The organism is Nocardia concava NBRC 100430 (assembly GCF_000308815.1).
Classification (GTDB): domain Bacteria; phylum Actinomycetota; class Actinomycetes; order Mycobacteriales; family Mycobacteriaceae; genus Nocardia; species Nocardia concava.
In genome coordinates, this window is the sequence record NZ_BAFX01000082.1 from 1 (window position 1) to 21,093 (window position 21,093).

The 21,093-nt window shown below is 67.2% G+C and carries 25 protein-coding genes; 9 read left to right on the top strand and 16 right to left on the bottom strand.

Annotation, left to right across the window (positions count from 1 at the left end; translation table 11 throughout):
• Window positions 1–1,224: NAD-dependent DNA ligase LigA (ligA, locus tag ON43_RS18775; RefSeq protein ID WP_040809252.1), on the top strand; the 1,224-nt coding region annotated here is incomplete at its 5' end.
• A gap of 27 nt (window positions 1,225–1,251) precedes the next feature.
• Here the strand turns inward: ligA and ON43_RS18780 are convergent.
• Window positions 1,252–2,421, bottom strand: a complete 1,170-nt coding sequence (locus ON43_RS18780; RefSeq protein WP_040809254.1) for a cytochrome P450 — start codon at window positions 2,419–2,421, stop codon at window positions 1,252–1,254.
• 73 nt (window positions 2,422–2,494) lie between these two features.
• A complete protein-coding gene (locus tag ON43_RS18785) occupies window positions 2,495–3,550 on the bottom strand; it encodes a helix-turn-helix transcriptional regulator (protein ID WP_051178672.1) in 1,056 nt (351 codons plus the stop codon).
• Window positions 3,551–3,732: 182 nt separating this feature from the next.
• On the opposite strand from ON43_RS18785, the gene ON43_RS45575 reads away from it, so the two are divergent.
• The 3 genes from ON43_RS45575 to ON43_RS18795 all read left to right on the top strand — a co-directional run bounded on the left by ON43_RS45575 (window position 3,733) and on the right by ON43_RS18795 (window position 5,662).
• On the top strand, window positions 3,733–3,882 hold the full coding sequence (locus ON43_RS45575; RefSeq protein WP_167333444.1) for a hypothetical protein: 150 nt from the start codon (window positions 3,733–3,735) through the stop codon (window positions 3,880–3,882).
• Between the two features lie 190 nt (window positions 3,883–4,072).
• A complete protein-coding gene (gene ku, locus ON43_RS18790; protein WP_040809256.1) occupies window positions 4,073–4,984 on the top strand; it encodes a non-homologous end joining protein Ku in 912 nt (303 codons plus the stop codon).
• Between the two features lie 99 nt (window positions 4,985–5,083).
• A complete protein-coding gene (locus ON43_RS18795) occupies window positions 5,084–5,662 on the top strand; it encodes a GNAT family N-acetyltransferase (protein WP_040809258.1) in 579 nt (192 codons plus the stop codon).
• 241 nt (window positions 5,663–5,903) lie between these two features.
• Here ON43_RS18795 and ON43_RS18800 read toward each other — a convergent pair whose 3' ends face one another.
• Window positions 5,904–6,302, bottom strand: coding sequence for a hypothetical protein (locus ON43_RS18800; RefSeq protein WP_040809260.1), 399 nt, complete (start codon window positions 6,300–6,302; stop codon window positions 5,904–5,906).
• Between the two features lie 150 nt (window positions 6,303–6,452).
• Between ON43_RS18800 and ON43_RS18805 the strand changes: the two genes are divergently transcribed.
• Entirely contained in the window at window positions 6,453–6,938 is a 486-nt protein-coding gene (locus tag ON43_RS18805) for a hypothetical protein (RefSeq protein WP_040809262.1), read from the top strand.
• An 11-nt stretch (window positions 6,939–6,949) separates the two neighbouring features.
• On the opposite strand, the gene ON43_RS18810 is transcribed toward ON43_RS18805, so the two are convergent.
• The gene (locus ON43_RS18810; protein WP_040809264.1) at window positions 6,950–7,354 is read right to left on the bottom strand and encodes a tautomerase family protein; all 405 of its coding nucleotides are present in this window, start codon (window positions 7,352–7,354) and stop codon (window positions 6,950–6,952) included.
• 91 nt (window positions 7,355–7,445) lie between these two features.
• On the opposite strand from ON43_RS18810, the gene ON43_RS18815 reads away from it, so the two are divergent.
• Together ON43_RS18815 and ON43_RS18820 are read left to right on the top strand one after the other, a co-directional pair.
• Entirely contained in the window at window positions 7,446–7,985 is a 540-nt protein-coding gene (locus ON43_RS18815; RefSeq protein ID WP_051178673.1) for a CGNR zinc finger domain-containing protein, read from the top strand.
• A gap of 148 nt (window positions 7,986–8,133) precedes the next feature.
• Window positions 8,134–9,084, top strand: coding sequence for an NHL repeat-containing protein (locus tag ON43_RS18820; protein WP_051178675.1), 951 nt, complete (start codon window positions 8,134–8,136; stop codon window positions 9,082–9,084).
• Between the two features lie 28 nt (window positions 9,085–9,112).
• Here the strand turns inward: ON43_RS18820 and ON43_RS18825 are convergent, their stop codons facing one another.
• From ON43_RS18825 to ON43_RS18840, 4 genes are all read right to left on the bottom strand, one after another.
• Complete coding sequence (locus ON43_RS18825; protein WP_051178689.1) at window positions 9,113–9,736, bottom strand: hypothetical protein; 624 nt, start codon at window positions 9,734–9,736, stop codon at window positions 9,113–9,115.
• Window positions 9,737–9,868: 132 nt separating this feature from the next.
• Entirely contained in the window at window positions 9,869–10,324 is a 456-nt protein-coding gene (locus tag ON43_RS18830; RefSeq protein WP_040809268.1) for a DUF4189 domain-containing protein, read from the bottom strand.
• A 52-nt stretch (window positions 10,325–10,376) separates the two neighbouring features.
• Complete coding sequence (gene lexA, locus ON43_RS18835; protein ID WP_040809270.1) at window positions 10,377–11,039, bottom strand: transcriptional repressor LexA; 663 nt, start codon at window positions 11,037–11,039, stop codon at window positions 10,377–10,379.
• Window positions 11,040–11,065: 26 nt separating this feature from the next.
• Window positions 11,066–12,040 carry an NAD(P)H-dependent flavin oxidoreductase gene (locus ON43_RS18840; protein ID WP_040809358.1) on the bottom strand — a complete coding sequence of 325 codons (975 nt, stop codon included), beginning with the start codon at window positions 12,038–12,040 and terminating at the stop codon, window positions 11,066–11,068.
• A gap of 96 nt (window positions 12,041–12,136) precedes the next feature.
• Between ON43_RS18840 and ON43_RS18845 the strand changes: the two genes are divergently transcribed.
• Window positions 12,137–13,225, top strand: coding sequence for an ADP-ribosylglycohydrolase family protein (locus tag ON43_RS18845; protein WP_040809360.1), 1,089 nt, complete (start codon window positions 12,137–12,139; stop codon window positions 13,223–13,225).
• Between the two features lie 68 nt (window positions 13,226–13,293).
• Window positions 13,294–13,932 carry a hypothetical protein gene (locus ON43_RS18850; protein WP_157514106.1) on the top strand — a complete coding sequence of 213 codons (639 nt, stop codon included), beginning with the start codon at window positions 13,294–13,296 and terminating at the stop codon, window positions 13,930–13,932.
• Here the strand turns inward: ON43_RS18850 and ON43_RS42610 are convergent.
• The 8 genes from ON43_RS42610 to ON43_RS18890 all read right to left on the bottom strand — a co-directional run bounded on the left by ON43_RS42610 (window position 13,926) and on the right by ON43_RS18890 (window position 21,060).
• Window positions 13,926–14,489 (bottom strand): DUF7691 family protein, encoded by a 564-nt coding sequence (locus ON43_RS42610; protein ID WP_157514107.1) that lies wholly within the window; start codon window positions 14,487–14,489, stop codon window positions 13,926–13,928. The two genes, ON43_RS18850 and ON43_RS42610, sit on opposite strands and share 7 nt — an antisense overlap.
• Before the next feature lie 156 nt (window positions 14,490–14,645).
• On the bottom strand, window positions 14,646–15,017 hold the full coding sequence (locus ON43_RS18860; RefSeq protein ID WP_040809274.1) for a metal-sulfur cluster assembly factor: 372 nt from the start codon (window positions 15,015–15,017) through the stop codon (window positions 14,646–14,648).
• Window positions 15,018–15,019: 2 nt separating this feature from the next.
• Window positions 15,020–15,493 (bottom strand): Fe-S cluster assembly sulfur transfer protein SufU, encoded by a 474-nt coding sequence (gene sufU / locus ON43_RS18865; RefSeq protein ID WP_040809276.1) that lies wholly within the window; start codon window positions 15,491–15,493, stop codon window positions 15,020–15,022.
• A gap of 3 nt (window positions 15,494–15,496) precedes the next feature.
• Complete coding sequence (locus ON43_RS18870) at window positions 15,497–16,750, bottom strand: cysteine desulfurase (RefSeq protein WP_040809278.1); 1,254 nt, start codon at window positions 16,748–16,750, stop codon at window positions 15,497–15,499.
• Entirely contained in the window at window positions 16,751–17,524 is a 774-nt protein-coding gene (gene sufC / locus ON43_RS18875; RefSeq protein ID WP_040809280.1) for a Fe-S cluster assembly ATPase SufC, read from the bottom strand.
• 40 nt (window positions 17,525–17,564) lie between these two features.
• A complete protein-coding gene (gene sufD / locus ON43_RS18880) occupies window positions 17,565–18,743 on the bottom strand; it encodes a Fe-S cluster assembly protein SufD (RefSeq protein ID WP_040809282.1) in 1,179 nt (392 codons plus the stop codon).
• Window positions 18,743–20,179, bottom strand: coding sequence for a Fe-S cluster assembly protein SufB (gene sufB / locus ON43_RS18885; RefSeq protein ID WP_040809284.1), 1,437 nt, complete (start codon window positions 20,177–20,179; stop codon window positions 18,743–18,745). Before sufB ends, sufD begins: the two co-directional genes overlap by 1 nt.
• Window positions 20,176–21,060 carry a helix-turn-helix transcriptional regulator gene (locus ON43_RS18890; protein ID WP_051178679.1) on the bottom strand — a complete coding sequence of 295 codons (885 nt, stop codon included), beginning with the start codon at window positions 21,058–21,060 and terminating at the stop codon, window positions 20,176–20,178. Before ON43_RS18890 ends, sufB begins: the two co-directional genes overlap by 4 nt.
• Between the last annotated feature and the right edge of the window lie 33 nt (window positions 21,061–21,093).

Genomic DNA, 21,093 nt, shown 5'->3' on the forward strand with positions numbered 1-21,093 from the left:
AGGGCCGCACTCGATTACGACCTCGACGGCGCGGTCCTGCGACTGGCCGACCGCGATGCCTACGCCGCCGCCGGCACCCGCTCCAACTCCCCGCGCGGCGCGCTGGCGTTCAAATTCGCCGCCGAGGAGAAGACCACCCTGCTGCGCGAAGTCATCTGGGACGTCGGCAAAACCGGCAAGATCGTGCCGGTGGCGTGGCTGGAGCCGGTGTTCGTCGGAGGCACCACAGTCACCAAGGCCACCCTCGCCAATCAGGAAGTCATCCGCGCCCGCGACATCAAGATCGGCGACACCGTCCTGGTGCGCCGCGCCGGCGATGTCATCCCGTTCGTCGCGGGCGTGCTCGACGCCGCCGCGCGCACCGGGGCCGAGGTCGACATCGTCGCACCCGCGACCTGTCCGTCGTGCGGGCAGCCGGTGACCGAGGAGGGCAACAGCCGGGAACTGTTCTGCACCAACGTGTCCTGCCCCGCCCAAACCGTGCGACGGCTCATCCACTGGGCCTCGCGTGCGGCGGCCGATATCGACGCCGTCGGGCAGAAGTGGATCGAGCGCCTCGCCGAGGCCGGCATCCTGGAAAACCCGTCGGACTTCTACACCCTCACCAAGGAGCAACTGCTCGAATTCGACCGCGTCGGTGAGGTATCCGCGACCCGGATGATCGAATCCATCGACGCCAGCCGCCAGGTCGGCCTGCGTCGCGCCCTCATCGGGCTGGCGATCCCGATGGCCTCCGAAGGCACCGCCGCCCGCCTGGCCCGCGCCGGATTCGCCTCGCTGGAAGAGATCGCCGACGCGGGCGAGGACCGCCTGGTCGAGGTCGACGACATCGGGCCGAAGGTCGCCGCGTCGCTGGCCGCACACCTCACCCGCCTGCGCCCCGAACTCGAACGCCTACGCAAGTACGGTGTCTCCCTCGACGTCCGCACCGAGGATCTACCCCCGGTCGTCGCCGCCGGAGCACCCCTCGAAGGCAAGACCGTCGTGATCACCGGCGCCATCAGCGACCCGCGCTCGGGCGAGAAGGTCGCCCGTCCGACCTTCCAGCGCCTGTGTGAGAGGGCCGGAGCCACAGCGGCATCCTCGGTCTCGGCCAACACCGACATGCTCATCACCGGCGCCGGAGTCGGCGAGGCGAAACTGACCAAGGCCGAAAAGCTCGGCGTGCAAGTCGTCGATCAAGGCGAGATCTGGACCCTGCTCATCGACGCCAACATCGTGTAACGCGAACTACGACTGGAGTATTCGCGGCTAGCCGAATCGCAGGGGCAGCTCGATCGGGCCGACCGGACCCAGGTTCGGCCCGTGCACGATCGGGCCCGCGGCACTGAATTCCGGCACGCGACGCGCCAGGATCGGCAGTGCCTCGGCCAGTTCGGCGCGGGCCAGCGGCGCGCCCAGGCAGAAGTGGATGCCGCCGCCGAAGGCGAGCTGCGCGGCCGATCGCGTCGCGGTGATGTCGAAGCCGTTGTCGCCGAAGACCTCCGGATCGGTGTGCGCGGCATTGACGAGAATATTGAGGAAGCTGCCCGCCGGGATGGTGAGCCCCGCGAAGTCGAAGGTCTCCTCGGCGACGCGCCAGATGGTGTTGACCGACGGCGCGACCCGCATGACCTCGGCCACGGCCCGCGGCGCGAGCGCCGGGTCGGCCGCCAGCAGTCGCCACTGGTCCTGATGGTCGAGGAAGGTGCGCATGGCCAGCCCGAGCTGCTGGCGGGTGGTGTCCTGACCGGCGAACAGCAGCGCGCTGGTCATGGTGCGCAATTCGGCGGGCGAGAGGCGGTCCCCGGCCTCCTCGGCGGCGAGCAGCTCGGTCAGCAGGTCCGGGCCGGGTGTGGCCCGGCGCTGTTCCAGCAGCTCGTCGATGATGGCGTGCAGCGTCGCCAGCGCCGCTTCGATGCGATCCAGCTCGGCGGCCACCGACACACTGAAGATCAGGCCGATATCATTGGGCAGGCGGCGGAACTGATCGCGGAGTTCGGTTGGCACGCCCAGTAATTCGCAGATGACGCGGGCCGGATACCGGTCGGCGAACTCGGCCATGAACTCGCATTCGCCCGCCTGCGCCAGCGGCGCGATCAGCTCCTCAGCGATGGATCGCATGTCCGGTCGCAACCGGTCCACGGCCGCCGGGGTGAACGCCTTGCTCACCAGCCGCCGCAGGCGCGTATGCGCCGGTCCCTCGATGCTCGGCAGCACCGATCCCATCCACTCCACCGCCGGTCCCGACGTAATACCCTGGGCGGCAAGGAAATCCACCCCGCCCCAGCGCACCCGGCGATCGGCCAGCAGGGCCGTCGCCTCCCGGTGCCGCAGAATCGCGAAGCCGATCGGGGTGCGCGCGTACCAGCTCTCGGCGCGGGCGGCGACGACCTCGTCGGAGTCCGGCCGGAATGCCGGATCGAGCACGTTCAGTTCCATGCTGGAAACGCTATGGGCGGCGGTCCGCCCGGCCCATACCAGAAATCTGGTATCCGGCCGAGGCCCGCACTGTCTAGTCGAGGCCCGCACCGTCGGCGTGGATCAGCCCGGTGAGCTGGCGGCGGCTGCGCACCCCGGCCTTGCCGAAGATCGACGTCAGATGGGTCTGCACCGTCAGCGGGGAGATGAACAGCCGCTCCGCCACCTCGGCCGTGCTGCACCCGCGCACCACCAGCTCCACGATTTCCCGCTCCCGCGCGGTGAACCCGAACGCCGCGTACAGCAGTGGCGCGACCGCACCCGGATTCGCCTGTTGCAGAACGAGACTCACCTCGAACCCGGCGGGCCGCACATCGACGGCGGTGGCGGACGCGTGCAGCGACACCCAGCGTCCGCCGGTCCCGAGCACCCGTGAGGCGGCCTGGCCCTCCATCCGGGCCCGTTCCGCCAGCGCGAGCACCGCGAACGGCAGCGGCGCGAGATCCGGTGCTCCCGGCGCGCCGAGTTCGGCCAGCCACGCCCGTGCGGGCCCCGACGCCGCGATGACCTCTCCGCTCGCGCCCAGGACCAGCACGCCCGGCCACGCCGTGCCGCCGTCCACCGCGGCGCGCGCCCGCACCCCGGCGGTGCGCAGCCCCTGTCCGAGCACGCCCGCCACCTGATGCGCGAACTCCGCCTCATCCGCGGTGAAGTCGTGCGGGGTCCCCCGGAACAGCGAGATATTCCCCCAGCACATCCCGTCGGCCACCAGCGCGACCCGCAGCTCTCCCCGAATATTGTTGGGCCGCAGCAGTTCCCGATACCGGACGCTGCGTTCCAGTCGCCCCTCGGTGGCCTCGGTCAACACCCCGGCCCGCCGCTGCGCACCCGCCAGCCGCACGAAGGAATTGAAGTCGTCCGGCAGGTAGGCGAACCGCGCCACCTCCGCATCCGGCGGCGGCATATGGTGCGCCCGGAACCCGGTCTCGATCAGCGTGTCCGGATCGGTGGTGTGCCAGCACCCGCAGTCGTGCGGAACGGCGGTGGCCAGCAGCACCCCGGCCTCGTCGATCAGATCCGTGGTGCCCAGCCCCGCGGCGACCAGCCTGGTCAGCCGGTCGAAGGTCCGCTCCCTACCGCGACTCCCCATCGCTCCAGTGTCACCCGCCGATCCCGCCATGTGCACGCTATTTGCCCGACAACCCGGTCTGGTTCCGTACCAGACCATCTCCAGGCAGATTGTTTGACAGTAGATGATCAACGGTCCTACGTTGTAATGATCCGAGTGGGGCGCCGACCGGACGCAACCGGCAGCGGTGGCATTTTCTGGTGGTGACCGAGGCGGCGCAGCGGCGCGAGGTGGCCGAGGTCTTTAGGCGGGCCCTCGCACACGGCGAGGCAGCGCCCCTGACCCAGGACGATCTGGTGCGGATGAATGTTCAGCCGGGCACCATGTCGCGGGTGTTCGACGGCGTCCGGTAACGGTCGGCAATCCTCGGCGTGCCCTATGACGATGTGATGCTCGCGGCCTTCCTGCCCCTGGCCTATACGCTCGGCACCGATTTCAAACCCGCGGTGCGCGTCCCCCGCGACCGTGTCCTGCATTGGCAGCACTGGTAACTGTTCGGTCGGTTACCGGGCGAAATCTCCGATTCGTCGTAGTATCGGGGCCATGCGGTCCATTTGGAAGGGCTCCATCGCGTTCGGATTGGTCAATGTTCCCGTGAAGGTTTACACCGCCACGGAAGATCACGACATCAAGTTTCACCAGGTCCACGCCGTGGACGGCGGGCGGATCAAGTACGAGCGGGTGTGCACGGTGGATGGGCAGCCGGTGCAGTATTCCGATATCGATCGCGCTTATGAGTCCCCGGACGGGGACCGGGTGATTTTGACCGACGAGGATTTCGCCAAGCTTCCGGCGGCGGAGAAGCACGAAATTCCAGTGTTGCAATTCGTGCCGTCGGAGCAGATCGATCCGATTCTGTTCGACAAGAGCTACTATCTGGAACCCGATTCGACGACGCCGAAAGCCTATGTGCTGCTGGCGAAGACGCTCGAGCGGGTGGACCGGGTGGCGCTGGTGCATTTCACGCTGCGGCAGAAGACCCGGCTGGGCGCGCTGCGGGTGCGCGACGGGGTGCTGGTGTTGCAGACGCTGCTGTGGCCCGACGAGGTGCGGTCGGTGGCCTTCGACAAGCTCGATGATGTCGCCGAGCCCAAGAAGCAGGAACTGCAGATGGCGGAGACACTGGTCGACACGCTGTCGGATGATTTCGATCCGAGCCTGTACGTGGACGAGTACCAGATCGAGTTGAAGAAGCTGCTCGACGAGGCGATCGCCAGCGGTTCCAGCAAGGTGACCCGGGCGCCCGAAGCGGCCGCGCCGGAGATGGATGCCGAAGTCGTGGACCTGGTGGCCGCCTTGCAGCGGAGTCTGGAAGCCTCCGGTCGCAAGGCCGGCACAGCACCGGCCGCGCCTGCGAAGGCCGCCAAGGCGAGCAAGGCCACCGCCGAGAAGAAGCCCGCCAAGAAGGCCGCCGCGAAGAAGGCCCCGGCCAAGCAGACCCGCAAGGGCGCCTGAGACCACGCCATTCCCAACGCCCTGATACCACGCCACTCGCGCGGCATCGCCAGCCACGGGTCCCCGGCCAACCAGCACCCAGCTGGCAAACTGTCGGGCATGGAATCCGACATATCCATCCAACCCGATATCGCCATCGTCCCCATGGGCCTCGGCCACCTGCGTCAGGTCATCGACCTCGGCTACCAGGTGTTCGACACCCACGCCAAGCCCTACACCTCATGGTCGCTGACCTCGGTGGCCGAGCACCTCGACAGTGCCGGGAAGTCGTGCTGGGTGGCGGTGGACTCGGATCGGGTGGTCGGATTCGTGCTGGCCTCCATGGAATTCGAGCTGCGCGAGGACTGGGCGTACCTGGAGTGGATCGCGGTCTCGCCCGACATGCAGGGGCGCGGTGTCGCAGGCAAACTCATGACCGCCTGCTGCGACCTGCTTTTCAAGCACGGCGCGCGGCGCATCGTCACCGATGTGGAGCTGCACAACTCCGCCTCGGCCGGAATGATGCGCAAGAACGGCTTCACCGAGGGCACCACCGTCACGCTGTTCGTGCGGCCCAATCCCGATGAGGCGATCTCCGGCGAGGACGAGCAGGTCACTCTCGGCCCCGGCACCAAGCGAGATCTCATCCGCCGCGGCCGCATTGCCGGAGACGGACGGCACGGCCGACCCTCCCGCTAACCGGCGACCGTGCCAGACCGTCGCCCGGCAAAGCACCGCTCACCGAGGCTCGCGGGCTGCTCGGAGTCGCCAAACTGGCCGACAGTATCAGGGGCCACGTGTTCCTCAGTTCAACGGCTGGATCAACGGCGAATCACTTGTCGATAGGCGAAGGCCGCTATGCCGGGTGGCCGGACCTATTTGCTGGCCCGTTTCACCGGTGCCGCCCTGTCGCACATCGCCTTTCAGAGTTGCTGTGTGCTCAGCACAGCCACGCGGCGAGCAGGCTCGCGAGGTATCCGAGTATGCCGAGGTATCCGAGGATGAAGAGGATCTTGGCTGTTGGGCCGCTGTCGTCCAGGTGCGCGTCCCAGCGGATGATCGCCAGTAGCGGTACGAGCACTTCACCTTCCACGTCGGTGGTGTCGGGAAAGGTCGAGGCGCTCAGTAGGAGGAAGCCGTCAGCGGCCAAGACGGCCGGATGGGTGCATTGGCCGCCGAAGAAGCCGGTCAGGATCAGCGGACCGAATGCCAGTACGGGCAATGTGCCGAACGAGAACGCGGCGAACAGCACGAACACCCAGCCCATGGCGAAGAGGCGAAGCAGGAGGGCGGCGAACACAACCGCCAACTGGACCCAACCGATCGTCTGACTGGTCATCGCCGAATGCCCCCGCTCGCTTGTCGGTGATGCCGAATGCGTACCCGTGATGAATAAACGGCCGATAGGCGTCGAATGGCCCCGCCTCGTCGGGGCTCGCACCGGGAGCGGCCACGCTAGTTGTCGGACCCCGGGTCTACCGTCGATGTCATGACCGCCGTCGACAAGACCATGATCGCCATCAATGACGCCGTAACCCTTGGCCGACAAGGGGATACGGCGGCGGCGCGGGAGCGGTTGACGGCGCTGTGGGCGACCATCGGCGCGGGCGGTGATCCGCTGCATCGGGTTTCGCTGGCGCATTTTCTGGCGGATCTGGAAGAGCATGCGGCGGATGCGCTCACGTGGGACATTCGTGCTCTCGATGCCGCTGATTCGCTGACCGACGAACGGGCACAGGCTCATCACGCCGGGCTGAGTGTGCGCGGTTTCTATCCGTCGCTGCACCTCAACCTGGCGGACAACTACCGCCGCCTGGGCGCTTTCGAGACTGCGCGGCGGCATCTGGATTCGGCGCGCGCCAGTCTGGTCGATCTGGCCGAGGACGGCTACGGGATGGGTGTGCGGGCCGGAATCGCCAATGTCGAAGCGGCGCTGGCGGACAACTCGACCGAGCCGCTACCCACCCACCCGTAAGAGCCTCCGGCTCAATCCTTCTCGGCGGGATCGAGGCGGCGGCGGGCCAGCTGGGTGACGCCGTTGTAGCCGTAGCTTTCGCCGTCGAGCTCGTAGAGGGCGACGTAGGCGGCCGCGGGCAGCGGGCCGAGGCGGTCGGCGAGCACCGCGTAGGCGTGTTCGATGAAGGCCGCTTTCTCCTGGGCCGTATTGGTGCCCGCGGTGATGCTCACCTCGAGGTGGGCGCCGGTCGCCTCGACGGGGCGGGCGGTGGCCACGAACCAGCGGTCGGCCGGAACCAGATTGATCTGGACCACGGTGACTTCGGGTTCCTTGAGCAGGTCCTTCTCCAGCAGGGCGGTGATGTCTGCGGCCAGGGCCGCCTGGGTGTCGGCGGGGACGTCGGGGTTGGCGATGGTCACGCGTGCGAAAGGCATTGGAGGAGCTCCGAATCCGCGAAGTAATGGTTCGAATCATTACTACGCCGGTATGCTGTAACGTGTCAACCCATTACATGGAGGTGGGATCGTGGCGATCACCGAGCACATCAGCCTCGATCTGGTGGCGACGGTCGGCAAACGGTTCACGGGGACGCCGATCGAGCGGCTGCCCGATGTCGAGGCCTGGCGCGCCTGGCTCGGCGCGCACGAGCTGGAGATCGAGGACTGCGGCGAGCGCGATCTCGCGGCCGCGCGAGCTCTACGCGAGGCCGTCTACGAGCTGGTCGAGGCGGCGGCATCCGATCGGGCACCCGCTTCGACCGCGCTCACCTCGGTGAATGACCTCGCCGCACGCCCGGAGGCGCCACGAAAACTCCTCTGGGACAAGCGGAACGGCTTCCATCTCGATTGCGCCGTACTCTCCCCCGGCCAGGCGCTCAGCCTGATCGCCCGCGATGCCATCGACCTGCTCACCGGTCCCGAGCGGGATCGACTACATCAGTGCGAGGCCGATACCTGCGGCACCGTGTTCGTCACACCCACCGGCGGCAAGCCCCGCCGCTGGTGTTCGTCGGCCTCGTGCGGCAATCGCGAACGCGTCCGGGCCCATCGCGCCACCAAGCGGTGAGAGGACGTCGAAACGCTGCTCCGCGGCGTGCGCGACACCACCGGCGCCAACGCATTGCCGGAGTAGACCAGGCGGTTTACGCTACCGGTTGATCATCGCCCCACCGAAGGGAAACATCTCGATGCCGGATCCGAGACCGGGAACAGCTGTGCCGCAATCGGACTCCAGAGCTCGGGCCATCGGTGCGGTAATCGGGGCGCTGCTGGCCGCCGCCACCACGCTCGCGGGTCCGGCCGCCGCCGACAGTCCCGCCACGACCGCTGAATCCTGCTCCACCGCGAAGGTCGCGATGGGATTACCCACTCGCGCGCCCTTACTCGACTGGTCGGAGAACCTCGCGTTCGGACAGCGCGGTGATATCTGGATCGCGCGAAGCCTCCGCAATGTGGTCGAGCGCTATGACCACGACGGCCGGCTGGTGGCCAGTGTGCCCGTGACGGGCCCGGGCGCGGTTCGCCTGGGGTCGGATGGCCTGCTCTATGTGACATACGGCAATTCACCGATCGCCGGAGCCGCGAAGCAGGGCGGCGTGGTCCGGTTCGACCCCGAGGCCCCCGCACCGCAGCCCGAGGTCTTCGTCTCCGGACTCGGGCAGGCCAATGGCGCCGCCTTCGACCGCGACGGGAACCTCTACGTCGCCGATACCAGCACGAACACCGTTGAGCGCATCCATGCGGACGGGACCGTCGACGCCGACTGGACCGAGCGCGCCCGAAACGCGCTGGCGGCCATGGGCTCCGGCGCCGACGGCGTCGTCGCGGACGGCGATGTCCTCTACGTGACCCTGCTGGAGAGTTCGACCGCACGCGTGGTCGCCATGCCGATCGCCGATCCCGGGCTGACCTCGGTCGCCGTCGACCTGGCTCCCGCCCCGCTCAGCCCGCCGCTGCTACCCGACGATCTGGCGATCGGCGCGGACGGCGCGCTCTACATCGCTACCGGCACCGGGCAGCTCGTGCGTGCCGACCCGATCGCGCACACCAGCTGCACACTGCTGAGCATCGAGCCACTGACCTCGGTCGCGGTGAACCCGGACGACACCCGGACCCTCATTCTGGGCACCGAGAACGGCGACGTGGCCAAGACACGGGTGCACTGACGCAGCGCCGTCGATTGAGGCAGAGCCGTCAATTGTCGTGCGCCGCATGCGCTCTCCCCTCACGGAAGAATTCCAGCAGGCTCTCCACCGTCGGCACCTCGGTGCGCGGCCGCATGGCCCCGAACGACACATTCCAGAACTCACCGTGCCGCCGCGTCCACGGACCCACGTAGGCGTAGGGCTGCGGGTGGTCCCAATCTCCGGGCGAGACACCGTAGTTGACCTCGTCGACGGCCACGGACAGATCGAAATGCTCCGGCCACAGCACCGGCTGTTCGGCGGCGAAGCGGCGTAATGCGGTGTCCCCCACCGCGAACCAGTCGTGCACGGCGATGGCGGCATCGGTGTCGACGGTGAAGGGCTCGTCCGGGTCCATGCGGGTGCCGTCGGAGTACAGGCCCGCGGGCGGGGCGTCGGCCTCGAAACCGGCGGTCGCGGCGAGGTCACTGTAGGTGCCGTGCAGCCGGATGCGGCCCTGCGGCCAGACCAGATCGGTGCCCGTGACCGACACCGGCCATTTCATGCCGGTGAAGCCGCCCAGCACGATCCGCATGCGGATGCTGCCGAAGCGGCGGTACTGCGGACCGGCGATCAGCAGTTCGGCCGCGGCGTGCAGGGCGAACCGGGTGTCCTCGTAGGTGATGTCGTCCACCGGGAAATCATCCCCGCCGAGGCGGTGATGTTGCTGGGAAACGGCTTCCGGCAAACAAATCAGCGCCACACCGGACGAATCCGGTGCGGCGCTGAGATGCTCGACGGCTTGCCTGCGACGATCGACAGCTTGTCAGCTGGCGTTGTCGGTGCAGGCCGACAGAATGATCTTGGCCTGGCGCGGCGAGGAGGAGCCCGTGTCCGGGAAGGACGGGGCGCTCTTGCCGAGCACATTGATGGCCGAGGATTCCGCCTCCGACTTCGACGGGGCCCAGGCCCAGCCGAAGCGGGTGTCGGCGCCCTGGGCGACCGCACCGCAGGCATTGGCGAAGTGCACGACGACGGCACAATCGCCGCCACCGCACTTCTCGACGGCGGCGCCGTCCGCGGTGTCCCAGTTGCCGTAATTCACGGCATAGGCGACATTTCCAGTGCTCTTGGACAGCGCCAACGCGCCGTACAGGTCACCGGAGGTGGCGGTGAAGCCCGGCTCCGCGTCCGCCGCGGAAGCGGGTCCGGCGGCCACGGTGCCCATCGCGGCCATCGACGTAACGGCGAGGCCCATACTGGCCTTGCGCAGCAACGACATTCGATACTCCCGGGGGATGGAAGGTGATAACGGGCGTCATCATGCCAGACGCTCAGACCCGGCGCATGACCGAGACGACCTTACCCAGGACCTGGGCCTTGTCGCCATCGATCACCGGATAGGCCGGGTTGCGCGGTTCCAGGTATACATGGCCACCGGTGCGGCGGTAAACCTTGACCGTGGCCTCGCCCTCGATCATGGCCGCCACGATCTCGCCGGTGTGCGCCTCCTGCTGCTTGCGCACCACCACGATATCCCCGTCGCAGATGGCGGCGTCGACCATGGAATCGCCGCGAACCCGCAGGCCGAAGACGGTTCCGCGACCGACCAGTTCGCGTGGGAGGGAGAGCACGTCATCGGTGTGCTCCTCGGCCAGGATCGGGGTTCCGGCCGCGATATCGCCGACAACGGGCACCGGCACCGAGTTCTCGTCCTGCTGCCGCTGCGGTGCGGACGCCTTCAGGAACAGCCGCACATCCATGGGCCGGGTGACCGATTCGCTGCGCTTGAGAAATCCGCGCTCCTCCAATTCGCGCAAATGCCGCGAAACCGACGAACCAGACTTCAATCCGACGGCATCACCGATCTCCCGGGTGCTCGGCGAATACCCGTGGCGCTGCACCCAATCCCGAATGGTGCACAGGATTCGCTGCTGCCGTTCCGGCAGGGTGGAGGTGTCTAGATGCTCGAATCCGTCGAAGTCGTCATAGGTCACCCGGGAATCCTACGGTGATGCGGCCGTCATTCCCGCGTACGACCTGCGGTGGCACGGTTCAGCGCCGCCTCCGCCTCCGCTGCCAGTGCCGGAACCAGATCCGCGGCCGGTTGCAGGCTGTCGATGAGATCGACTGCCTCGCTTGCCCACACCGGTCCGGGCGGCAGCTCACCGCGTGCCACAGCCTCGCGATACGCCCGCTTGGCGGCCTCGTCGTGAGCGAGTTCACCTTCCCTGCCACGCCATTTCTCGAGAATCGGATGCGGCAGCGTGCGCGCGGTGTACTCCGACGGCCAGCCCACCTCGCGCACGATATCCAGCAGATCGCTGCGCTCGGTCTGCTCACCGCGCCCCTCGATCAGCGCCTTCCCGACGAACGGCTCCGCCAACGCCTCGAGGCTCGCCTGGAACCGCGTCCCGATCAACGCCCCCGCGGCCCCCAACGCCAACGCGGCCGCCAATCCCCGCCCATCCGCGATCCCACCCGCCGCGAGCACCGGAATCGGCGCGACCCGATCGATCACGGCAGGCACAAACGTCAACGTCGACCGCCCCCGCCGCGCCCCATGCCCACCGCTCTCGGTCCCCTGCGCCACAATCACATCCGCCCCGAACTCCACCGCCCGCTCGGCCTCGGCCATATCCGTCACTTGAATCATCAACATCGCACCGGAATCCCTGATCGGTGCGATGAAGGGCCGCGCATCCCCGAACGACACCATGACCGCCCGCGGCCGATACCGCAGCGCTGACTCCACCACCGGCAGCGTCGTCCCCCACGCCAGAAAACCAATCCCCCAAGGCTTTTCGGTGCGCTCGGCGACAATCCGCAACTCGCGCTCAACCCACTCCGCATCGGATCGGCCACCCCCGACCAACCCGAGCCCGCCACCCTCGGACACCGCGGCAGCCAACGCCCCGCCCGCGATACCACCCATCGGCGCGGACACGATCGGATGCCTGACACCCAGCAGGTCCGTGAAAACGGTCCGTAATGCCATGCACCCCAGCGTAACGGGGGCCAGCCGCCACCGGACCCGAGCGCGTTCGCACGCGCCGAGCGGGCACATGATCGTCTACCGAATAGGGTGGTGGGCGTGGAGGAGCATGAGCGGCTGTTCGATCGGGTTCGGGGGGCGATGCTGGGTGGGGCGGTCGGGGATGCGCTCGGGTGGCCCATTGAGTTTTTGTCGTTGGAGCAGATTCGGAAGCGGTATGGGGCGGCGGGGGTTACGGGGTATCTGCCGGGTCCGAGAGCGGGTGCGCCGCAGCAGATTACCGATGACACGCAGATGACGTTGTTTACCGCGGAGGGGTTGTTGCGGTGTCCGCGGGATGTGGATCCGGCGCAGAGTTTGCGGCGGGCCTATTTGCGGTGGCGGGATACTCAGCAGCAGGAGAGGCCGGCGGCGGAGCCGGATGGGTGGCTGGCGGGGCAGCGGTTTCTGTATGCGACGCGGGCTCCCGGGAATGCGTGTTTGACCGGGATGCGGCGGCAGGCCGAGAAGTATCTGCCCGCAGCGGAATTCGGGAGGCCCGGGCCGGTGAATCCGAATTCGAAGGGGTGCGGGACCGTGATGCGGTCGGCGCCGTTCGGGCTGGCCGGATTCGGGGCGGACCGGGCCTTCCACGCCGCGATGCGATGCGCCCAGCTCACCCACGGCCATCCGACCGGCTACCTCTCGGCCGGTGCGTTCGCGGTGATCATCGACAGTGTGCTCGCCGGTGCCGAATTGCCGATCGCGGTGCGCGACACCATCGATCGCCTCACCGCGATGCCGTCGGCAGCCGAAACGATCTCCGCCCTCTCCGCTGCCCTGGCCGTCGCGCACCTCGGCGACCCCACCCCGGAACGCCTGGAGATGATCGGCGCGGGCTGGTGCGCCGAGGAATGCCTCGCCATCGCCGTCTACTGTGCCCTCCACACCTACCGCACCGGCGACATCCGCTCCGGACTCCTTTTGGCCGTCAACCACTCCGGCGACTCCGACTCCACCGGCGCGGTAGCAGGCAACCTCATCGGCGCCATCCACGGCCTCCAAGCCCTCCCCATGGACTGGGTCGCCCCACTCGAAGGCCGCGACGAACTATTCCGAGTAGCAGACGACCTCGTCCTCAACTTCTTCTACAAGGACCGCACCGGCCTCGACGCCCGCTACCCCATCGATACGACTCTCGCCGGGTGAGGTGAATCCCGATAGTCGGCAGCGAGATCGGGTCGGTGGGTCGGGGATTCGGCACGTAGGTTGAGGTGGTGAGTTGCGAATTCATTGTTCTGCCGATTGCCTCCATCGCGGAGTCGAGTGCCGCGGCCGAGTACCTGGCGAGTCGGGACGGGGTTTCGATGCCGCGGAGTCTTGGACCGATCGTCGAGGGTTTGAACCGGTGGAACGATGAGATTCCGGTGTGGGCGGCCAGGATGTCGGTCGAGGTGGTGGGTGATGGGGTGCGGGTCCGAGTGCCGGACCATGCCGGGCCGAGGGCGGAGCGGTGGATCCGGGAACTGGTGGGCGGCACCATGTTCGCGGTGCACGACGCGCACGGGGGCACGGCGACCGATGACGCGCCGCGTGATGATGTGAGCGTGGATATCGGCGGGCAGATCACCCACCATTCGGTGTCGCCGACCCAGTTGCGGTCCTGGATACCTCGGTTGCATCTGATCGCGGGTACGCCGTTCCTCATTCTCTGGCGAGAGGGCGACGATGCCTTCTTCGCCCAGACCTACCGCATCGCACCTCAGCGCTACAGCCTCGAATGCGTGGACCATGACGGGACTCAGGTCGAAACCACCGTCGCGGACCCGCGGCTGGTCGCCGCTCTGATGTGGGACTACGTGATCGGCAGGCAGGATCGCCTGGCACGGCTGGAATGGACGCCGGTCGATCAGTAGTAGAAGCAGACCAGGCCGTTGCCCTGCCGACGGCAGTGGCGCAGCCATCCTTCGATCTGGCCGACCGACTCGCGAATACCGGCGTCGGTCAGCAGGTCCGGGTTCGCGGCGGCGAACGTGGCTGCGAGAGACTCGATCTCGTCGATATCGAGGGATCCGATGCTCGGGAAGCCGTCGATCTCCGGCAGCTGGGCCGGTACCCCGCCGAAGACCAGCGAGGAGGGATCGAAGTCGACCCCGATCGCGGCCAATGCCGCCCCCACCACCTCGAAATACCCGAATCGCATACCGGACCAGCCGACATTGCTCAGCGATCGTCCGTGGACATCGCATACCGCCTCGAGCGCATAGCCGTACAACTGCCCGATGCCCGGGATCATCGGCTCGCCCCGCAGCAGGTGCCGAATCAGGTCCTGCGGCTCGGCATCATCGCCGAGGGCCGGGCCTTCCAGCCGAGACAGCATATGCGGGTGCACCCGCGCGAGCGTCTCGTCCACGAACTCCTGCCCGTATGAGCCGAAGAGGCGAATCCCCTCCAGGTCAACGGCGTACGGCATGATCCCGTAAGACAAGGTTTCCTCCACAGCTGTCGTGCCCGAAACAGTGTTTCACCCAAAACATCTCGACAGCATCCGGGTTCCGCATCGCATATGACAGCGGTGGGGACCGATCCATGTCGGATCGGTCCCCACCAAAGGTATTGCGGTACCGGCCTAGACGGTGAAGCCGAGGGCGCGAAGCTGTTCGCGGCCGTCGTCGGTGATCTTGTCGGGACCCCACGGCGGCATCCAGACCCAGTTGATCTGGAGGTCCTCGGCCAGCCCGGAGCGCACCAGGGCGTTGCGGGACTGGTCCTCGATGACGTCGGTCAGCGGGCAGGCCGGGGAGGTCAGCGTCATGTCGAGTTTGGCGATGCCGTCCTCGAAGGTCATGCCGTAGACGAGGCCCAGGTCGACGACGTTGATGCCGAGTTCGGGGTCGACGACGTCGCGCATCGCCTCTTCCATGTCGTCGAGGTGCTGGATCTCCTCGGGCGTCAGTTCGACGGGGGCCGCTTCGACGGCCTGCTGCTCGGTTTCGCTCATCTCTACTCCCCGTTGCCCATGGTCTTCTTGACTTCCTCCGCGGAGGCGATTCGTACTACGGCGTCCTTGAACGCCATCCAGCCCAGCAGGGCGCATTTCACGCGGGCAGGATACTTCGAGACGCCGGCGAAGGCGATGCCGTCGCCGATCACGTCCTCGTCACCCTCGAGGGTGCCGCGCGAGGTGATCATCTCGTCGAACGCCTCGACCACCTTCAGCGCCTGCTGCACCGGCAGGCCGATGACCTGGTCGGTGAGCACCGAGGTGGAGGCCTGGCTGATCGAGCAGCCCTGCCCGTCGTAGGACACGTCGGTGACATCGCCCTTGTCGTCGATGTTCACGCGCAAGGTCACCTCGTCACCGCAGGTCGGGTTGACGTGGTGCACCTCCGCGCCGAAGGGCTCGCGCAGCCCTCGGTGATGCGGGTGCTTGTAGTGGTCCAGGATGACTTCCTGGTACATCTGCTCCATGCGCATGATCTATGCAACTCCGAAGAAGCTCTGGGCCTTCCGCACCGCGGCGACCAGCTGATCGACCTCGGCGACGGTGTTGTACACCGCGAAGGAGGCGCGAGCGGTCGCGGCGACACCGAAGTACCGGTGCAGCGGCCACGCGCAGTGGTGGCCGACGCGGATGGCGACGCCCTGATCGTCGAGGATCTGGCCGACGTCGTGGGCGTGAATGCCGTCCACCACGAACGACACCGCGCCACCGCGATTCACGTTCTCGGTCGGGCCGATGATGCGCACGCCCTCGATCGCGCCGAGACCCTCCAGGGCCGCGGAGACGAGCGTGTGCTCGTGCGCCGCAACGGCTTCCATACCGATGCTACTCAGATACGCGACCGCGGCACCCAGGCCGATGGCCTGCGAGATCATCATCGAGCCCGCCTCGAACCGCTGCGGCGGCGGGGCGAAGGTCGAGTGATCCATGTACACGGTCTCGATCATGGAGCCGCCGGTGATGAACGGCGGGGTCTCCTCGAGCAGCGCGCGCCGACCGTACAGGACGCCGATGCCCGAGGGGCCCAGCATCTTGTGCCCGGAGAAGGCGGCGAAGTCGACGCCCAGCTCCTTGAAGTCGACCGGCATGTGCGGCACCGACTGGCAGGCGTCCAGCACCACGAGCGCGCCGACTTCCTTTGCACGGCGCACCAATTCGGCGACGTCCGCGACCGCGCCGGTCACGTTCGACTGGTGGGTGAAGGCGACGACCTTGGTGGCCGAGGACAATTCGAGCGAATCGAGGTCGATGCGCCCGTCGTCGGTGATCCCGTACCACTTCAGGCGCGCGCCGGTGCGGCGCGCGAGCTCCTGCCACGGAACGAGATTCGCGTGATGCTCGAGCTCGGTGATGACGATCTCGTCCCCGGGCCCGACGCGATGCGGGAATCGGTCGTCGGAGAAGGCGTAGGCCACCAGGTTCAGCGACTCGGTCGCGTTCTTGGTGTACACGATCTCGTCCGCGCCGACGCCGACGAACGCCGCGATCGCCGCGCGCGCCGCCTCGTAGGCCTCATTGGCCTCCTCGGCGAGCTGGTGCGCGCTGCGATGCACGGCCGCGTTGTGCTCGAGCAGGAAGTTCCGCTCGGCGTCGAGCACCTGGAGAGGACGTTGCGACGTCGCACCGGAATCCAAGTACGCCAACGGTTTTCCGTCGCGCACGGTCCGGCTCAGGATCGGGAAGTCGGCCCGGATCCGAGCGACGTCGAGAGTCCCCACGGTGCTTGTCATTTAGGCTCCTACAGCTGCTGAGGTGAAGCGCACGTAGCCATTCGCGTCGAGTTCCTCGGCCAGCTCGGGGCCGCCCTCGGCCACGATCTTGCCGCCCACGAACACGTGAACGAAGTCCGGCTGGATGTAGCGCAGAATGCGGGTGTAGTGGGTGATCAGCAGGATGCCGCCGTTCTCCCGCTCCTTGTAACGATTGACACCCTCGGAAACAATCCGCAGCGCGTCCACGTCGAGGCCGGAGTCGGTCTCGTCGAGGATGGCGATCTTGGGCTTGAGCAGGCTCAGCTGCAGGATCTCCTGGCGCTTCTTCTCACCGCCGGAGAAACCCTCGTTGACCGAGCGGTCGCCGAAGGCCGGATCGATCTCCAGCTCGCCCATCGACTCCTTGACTTCCTTGACCCAGGTACGCAGCTTGGGGGCCTCGCCGCGGATGGCGGTGGCGGCGGTACGCAGGAAGTTGGAAACCGAGACGCCCGGAACCTCGACCGGGTACTGCATGGCCAGGAACAGGCCCGCACGCGCGCGCTCGTCGACCGACATCTCCAGCACGTCCTCACCGTCGAGGGTGATCGAACCGCTGGTGACGGTGTACTTGGGGTGGCCGGCGATGGCGTAGGACAGGGTCGACTTGCCGGAGCCGTTGGGGCCCATGATCGCGTGGGTCTCGCCCGACTTGATGGTCAGGTTCACGCCCTTGAGGATCTTGATGGGCTCGCCGGTCTCGTCCGGGTTGGCGACCTCGACGTGCAGGTCCTTGATTTCCAGGGTGGTCATCGGATTTCGGATTCCTTTGCGGGATGGGAAAGTTCGGGTGTCAGACTCCGACAGCGGCGAGCTCGGCCTCGATGGCCGCCTCGAGCCGCTCCCGGACCTCGGGGACGGTGATCTTCTGCAGGATCTCGAAGAAGAAGCCGCGCACCACCAGACGGCGGGCGACCTCCTCCGGGATGCCGCGCGAACGCAGGTAGAACAGCTGCTCGTCATCGAAACGACCGGTGGCGGCGGCATGCCCGGCGCCCACGATCTCGCCGGTCTCGATCTCCAGGTTCGGCACCGAGTCGGCGCGCGCGCCGTCGGTGAGAACCAGGTTGCGGTTCACCTCGTAGGTGTCGGTGCCCTCGGCCGCGGCGCGGATGAGGACGTCGCCGACCCACACGGTGTGCGCGTCCGGCTTGTTCGAGGTCGGATCACCCTGCAGCGCACCCTTGTACTGCACGTTCGACTTGCAGTTGGGCTGCGAGTGATCGACCAGCAGACGCTGCTCGAAGAACTGGCCGTCGTCGGCGAAGTACACGCCCAGCAGCTCGGCGTCGCCGCCGGGACCCGCGTAGCGGACATTGCCGGTCAGGCGCACCACATCGCCGCCGAGGGTGACATTGGTGTGGCGCAGGGTGGCGTCGCGGCCCAGCTTGGCGTGATGCGCGGTGACGTGCACGGCGTCATCGGCCCAGTCCTGCACCACGATCACGTTCAGCGCGGAGCTGTCACCGAGGATGAATTCCACGTTCTCGGCGTAGGTTCCGCTGCCCTTCTGGTCGATGACCAGGGTGGCGCGGGCGAAATTGCCCAGGCGGATCTGCAGGTGCCCGTAGGCGGTACTGCCCTCGCCCGGACCGGTGATGGTGACCGTAACCGGCTCGGCCACTTCGGTTTCCGCGCCGACCGACACGACGGTCGCCTGCTCGAAACCGGAGTACGCCTGCGCGGCAACACGATCGGTCGGGGTGCCGCCCTGGCCCAAGCGGGCGTCGGTGCGGTCCACGGTCTCGGCGGTGACGCCGGCGGGCGCGGACACCTCGACGGTGGCCTGTCCGTCCCGCACGGCGGTGCCGTCGTGCAGGCCGTTCAGGCGACGCATCGGGGTGAAGCGCCACGCCTCGTCACGACCCGAGGGGATCTCGAAGGCGTTGACATCGAACGAGGCGAAAACCTCGCCCTTGTTCAACGCCGGGGTACGAGCCTCAGCGGCCTCGGCAACGTTCTCGACGGCCATCAGCCGACGGCTCCTTCCATCTGCAGTTCGATCAGGCGGTTCAGCTCCAGGGCGTACTCCATCGGGAGCTCCTTGGCGATCGGCTCCACGAAGCCGCGCACCACCATCGCCATGGCCTCGTCCTCGGTGAGACCGCGGCTCATCAGGTAGAACAGCTGGTCCTCGGACACCTTGGAGACGGTCGCCTCGTGGCCCATGGTCACGTCGTCCTCGCGGATGTCGACGTAGGGGTAGGTGTCGGAGCGGCTGATCGTATCGACAAGCAGCGCATCACACTTCACGGTCGACTTGGAGCCGTAGGCGCCCTTGTTGACCTGCACCAGACCGCGGTAGGAGGCACGGCCACCGCCGCGCGCCACCGACTTGGAGATGATGTTCGAGGAGGTGTGCGGCGCCAGGTGCAGCATCTTCGCGCCGGTGTCCTGGTGCTGGCCTTCACCGGCGAACGCGATGGAGAGCACCTCGCCCTTGGCGTACTCACCGGTCATCCACACGGCCGGGTACTTCATGGTGACCTTGGAGCCGATATTGCCGTCGACCCATTCCATGGTCGCCCCCGCCTCGGCCTTGGCGCGCTTGGTCACCAGGTTGTAGACGTTGTTCGACCAGTTCTGGATCGTGGTGTAGCGGCAGCGGCCGCCCTTCTTCACGATGATCTCGACCACCGCGGAGTGCAGCGAATCCGAGGAGTAGATCGGCGCGGTACAACCCTCGACGTAGTGGACGTAGGCGTCCTCGTCGACGATGATCAGCGTCCGCTCGAACTGACCCATGTTCTCGGTGTTGATGCGGAAGTACGCCTGCAGCGGGATGTCCACGTGCACGCCCGGCGGCACGTAGATGAACGAACCACCCGACCACACCGCCGAATTCAGCGCGGAGAACTTGTTGTCACCCGAGGGGATGACCGAGCCGAAGTACTTCTGGAACAGCTCGGGGTGCTCCTTGAGACCGGTGTCGGTGTCGAGGAAGATGACGCCCTGCTTCTCCAGGTCCTCGCGGATGGAGTGGTAGACGACCTCGGATTCGTACTGCGCGGCGACACCGGCGACGAGGCGCTGCTTCTCCGCCTCCGGGATGCCCAGCTTGTCGTAGGTGTTCTTGATGTCCTCGGGCAGGTCCTCCCAGGAAGCGGCCTGCTTCTCCGAGGAGCGCACGAAGTACTTGATGTTGTCGAAGTCGATGCCCTCGAGGTTGGAGCCCCAGTTCGGCATGGGCTTCTTGTCGAAGATGCGCAGCGCCTTGAGGCGGAAGTCGAGCATCCATTCGGGCTCGCTCTTCTTGGCCGAGATGTCGCGCACGACCTCCTCGGACAGGCCGCGCTTGGCACTGGCACCGGCGACATCCTTGTCGGCCCAGCCGTACCCGTACTTACCCAGGGACGCGATGGTCTCTTCCTGGGTCAGCGGCTGCACCTGGTCGGTGGTCGTCGTCATTCGGCACTCCTTCCGGAGTCGTGTGTAGAAGTCGTTGCGGGCTGTGCAACGAGGGGTTGTGCGGACTTCTGTTGAGCGATATTCGATTTGGCCGCGGCCGAGCCGTGTGTGGGCCCCACGGCCGAGCCGTGTGTAGGCACAGCCACGAGCGGGACGTGGGTGGTGCAGGCGCAGTCGCCGTTGGCGATGGTCGCCAGGCGTTGCACATGGGTTCCGAGAATCTCTCGGAAGGCTTCGAGCTCGGCCGCGCACAGCTCCGGGAATTCCTCGGCGACATGCGAGACCGGGCAGTGATGCTGGCAGATCTGCACGCCCGCACCGACTTTCCGGGTCGAGGCCGCGAATCCGGCATCGGAGAACGCTTCCGCGATCTCCTCGGCCTTGGCCTCGGTCTCGGCCGGGGTGTGCCCGGTGAGCTCACCGACCCCGGCCACGATGGCCTGGACGCGCTTGCGCGCGAAATCGGTGATGGCCGCATCGCCGCCGAGCTCCCGGATCTGCCGCATCGCGGCACCGGCGAGGTCATCGTAGGCGTGGCCGAGTTTGCCCCGGCCGGTGGCCGTCAGCTGGAACTGCTTGGCGGGACGCCCGCGGCCCTTCTGCTGCCAGGGTGCGGATCGGGTGGCCCGCGCCTCACCGGATTCGATGAGCGCGTCGAGGTGCCGGCGCACCCCGGCCGGGCTCAGGCCGAGCCGCTCGCCGATGGCGGTCGCGGTGATCGGTCCCTCCTCCAGCAGGAGTTTGATGACGGCTTCCCGGGTATGTCCCTCACCCGCCGTTCCGGAGGCAGCAGCGGACCGGGCACCCGCATTCTGGTGCCCGGTCTGTTGCGCATTCCGCAAACCCACGGTTTTCACAACACAAGTGTGACGGAATTCCATTCCTCGATCCAGTAAGGGTTCCCTGACCTGATC

Bases quoted from the DNA above. Each gene is read 5' to 3' on its own strand.
- ON43_RS18780 (WP_040809254.1), bottom strand. From the start codon at position 2,421: ATGGAACTGAACGTGCTCGATCCGGCATTCCGGCCGGACTCCGACGAG.
- ON43_RS18785 (WP_051178672.1), bottom strand. From the start codon at position 3,550: ATGGGGAGTCGCGGTAGGGAGCGGACCTTCGACCGGCTGACCAGGCTG.
- ku (WP_040809256.1), top strand. From the start codon at position 4,073: ATGCGGTCCATTTGGAAGGGCTCCATCGCGTTCGGATTGGTCAATGTT.
- ON43_RS18795 (WP_040809258.1), top strand. From the start codon at position 5,084: ATGGAATCCGACATATCCATCCAACCCGATATCGCCATCGTCCCCATG.
- ON43_RS18800 (WP_040809260.1), bottom strand. From the start codon at position 6,302: ATGACCAGTCAGACGATCGGTTGGGTCCAGTTGGCGGTTGTGTTCGCC.
- ON43_RS18805 (WP_040809262.1), top strand. From the start codon at position 6,453: ATGACCGCCGTCGACAAGACCATGATCGCCATCAATGACGCCGTAACC.
- ON43_RS18810 (WP_040809264.1), bottom strand. From the start codon at position 7,354: ATGCCTTTCGCACGCGTGACCATCGCCAACCCCGACGTCCCCGCCGAC.
- ON43_RS18830 (WP_040809268.1), bottom strand. From the start codon at position 10,324: ATGTCGTTGCTGCGCAAGGCCAGTATGGGCCTCGCCGTTACGTCGATG.
- ON43_RS18840 (WP_040809358.1), bottom strand. From the start codon at position 12,040: ATGGCATTACGGACCGTTTTCACGGACCTGCTGGGTGTCAGGCATCCG.
- ON43_RS42610 (WP_157514107.1), bottom strand. From the start codon at position 14,489: ATGCCGTACGCCGTTGACCTGGAGGGGATTCGCCTCTTCGGCTCATAC.
- ON43_RS18860 (WP_040809274.1), bottom strand. From the start codon at position 15,017: ATGAGCGAAACCGAGCAGCAGGCCGTCGAAGCGGCCCCCGTCGAACTG.
- sufU (WP_040809276.1), bottom strand. From the start codon at position 15,493: ATGCGCATGGAGCAGATGTACCAGGAAGTCATCCTGGACCACTACAAG.
- ON43_RS18870 (WP_040809278.1), bottom strand. From the start codon at position 16,750: ATGACAAGCACCGTGGGGACTCTCGACGTCGCTCGGATCCGGGCCGAC.
- sufC (WP_040809280.1), bottom strand. From the start codon at position 17,524: ATGACCACCCTGGAAATCAAGGACCTGCACGTCGAGGTCGCCAACCCG.
- sufD (WP_040809282.1), bottom strand. From the start codon at position 18,743: ATGGCCGTCGAGAACGTTGCCGAGGCCGCTGAGGCTCGTACCCCGGCG.
- sufB (WP_040809284.1), bottom strand. From the start codon at position 20,179: ATGACGACGACCACCGACCAGGTGCAGCCGCTGACCCAGGAAGAGACC.
- ON43_RS18890 (WP_051178679.1), bottom strand. From the start codon at position 21,060: ATGGAATTCCGTCACACTTGTGTTGTGAAAACCGTGGGTTTGCGGAAT.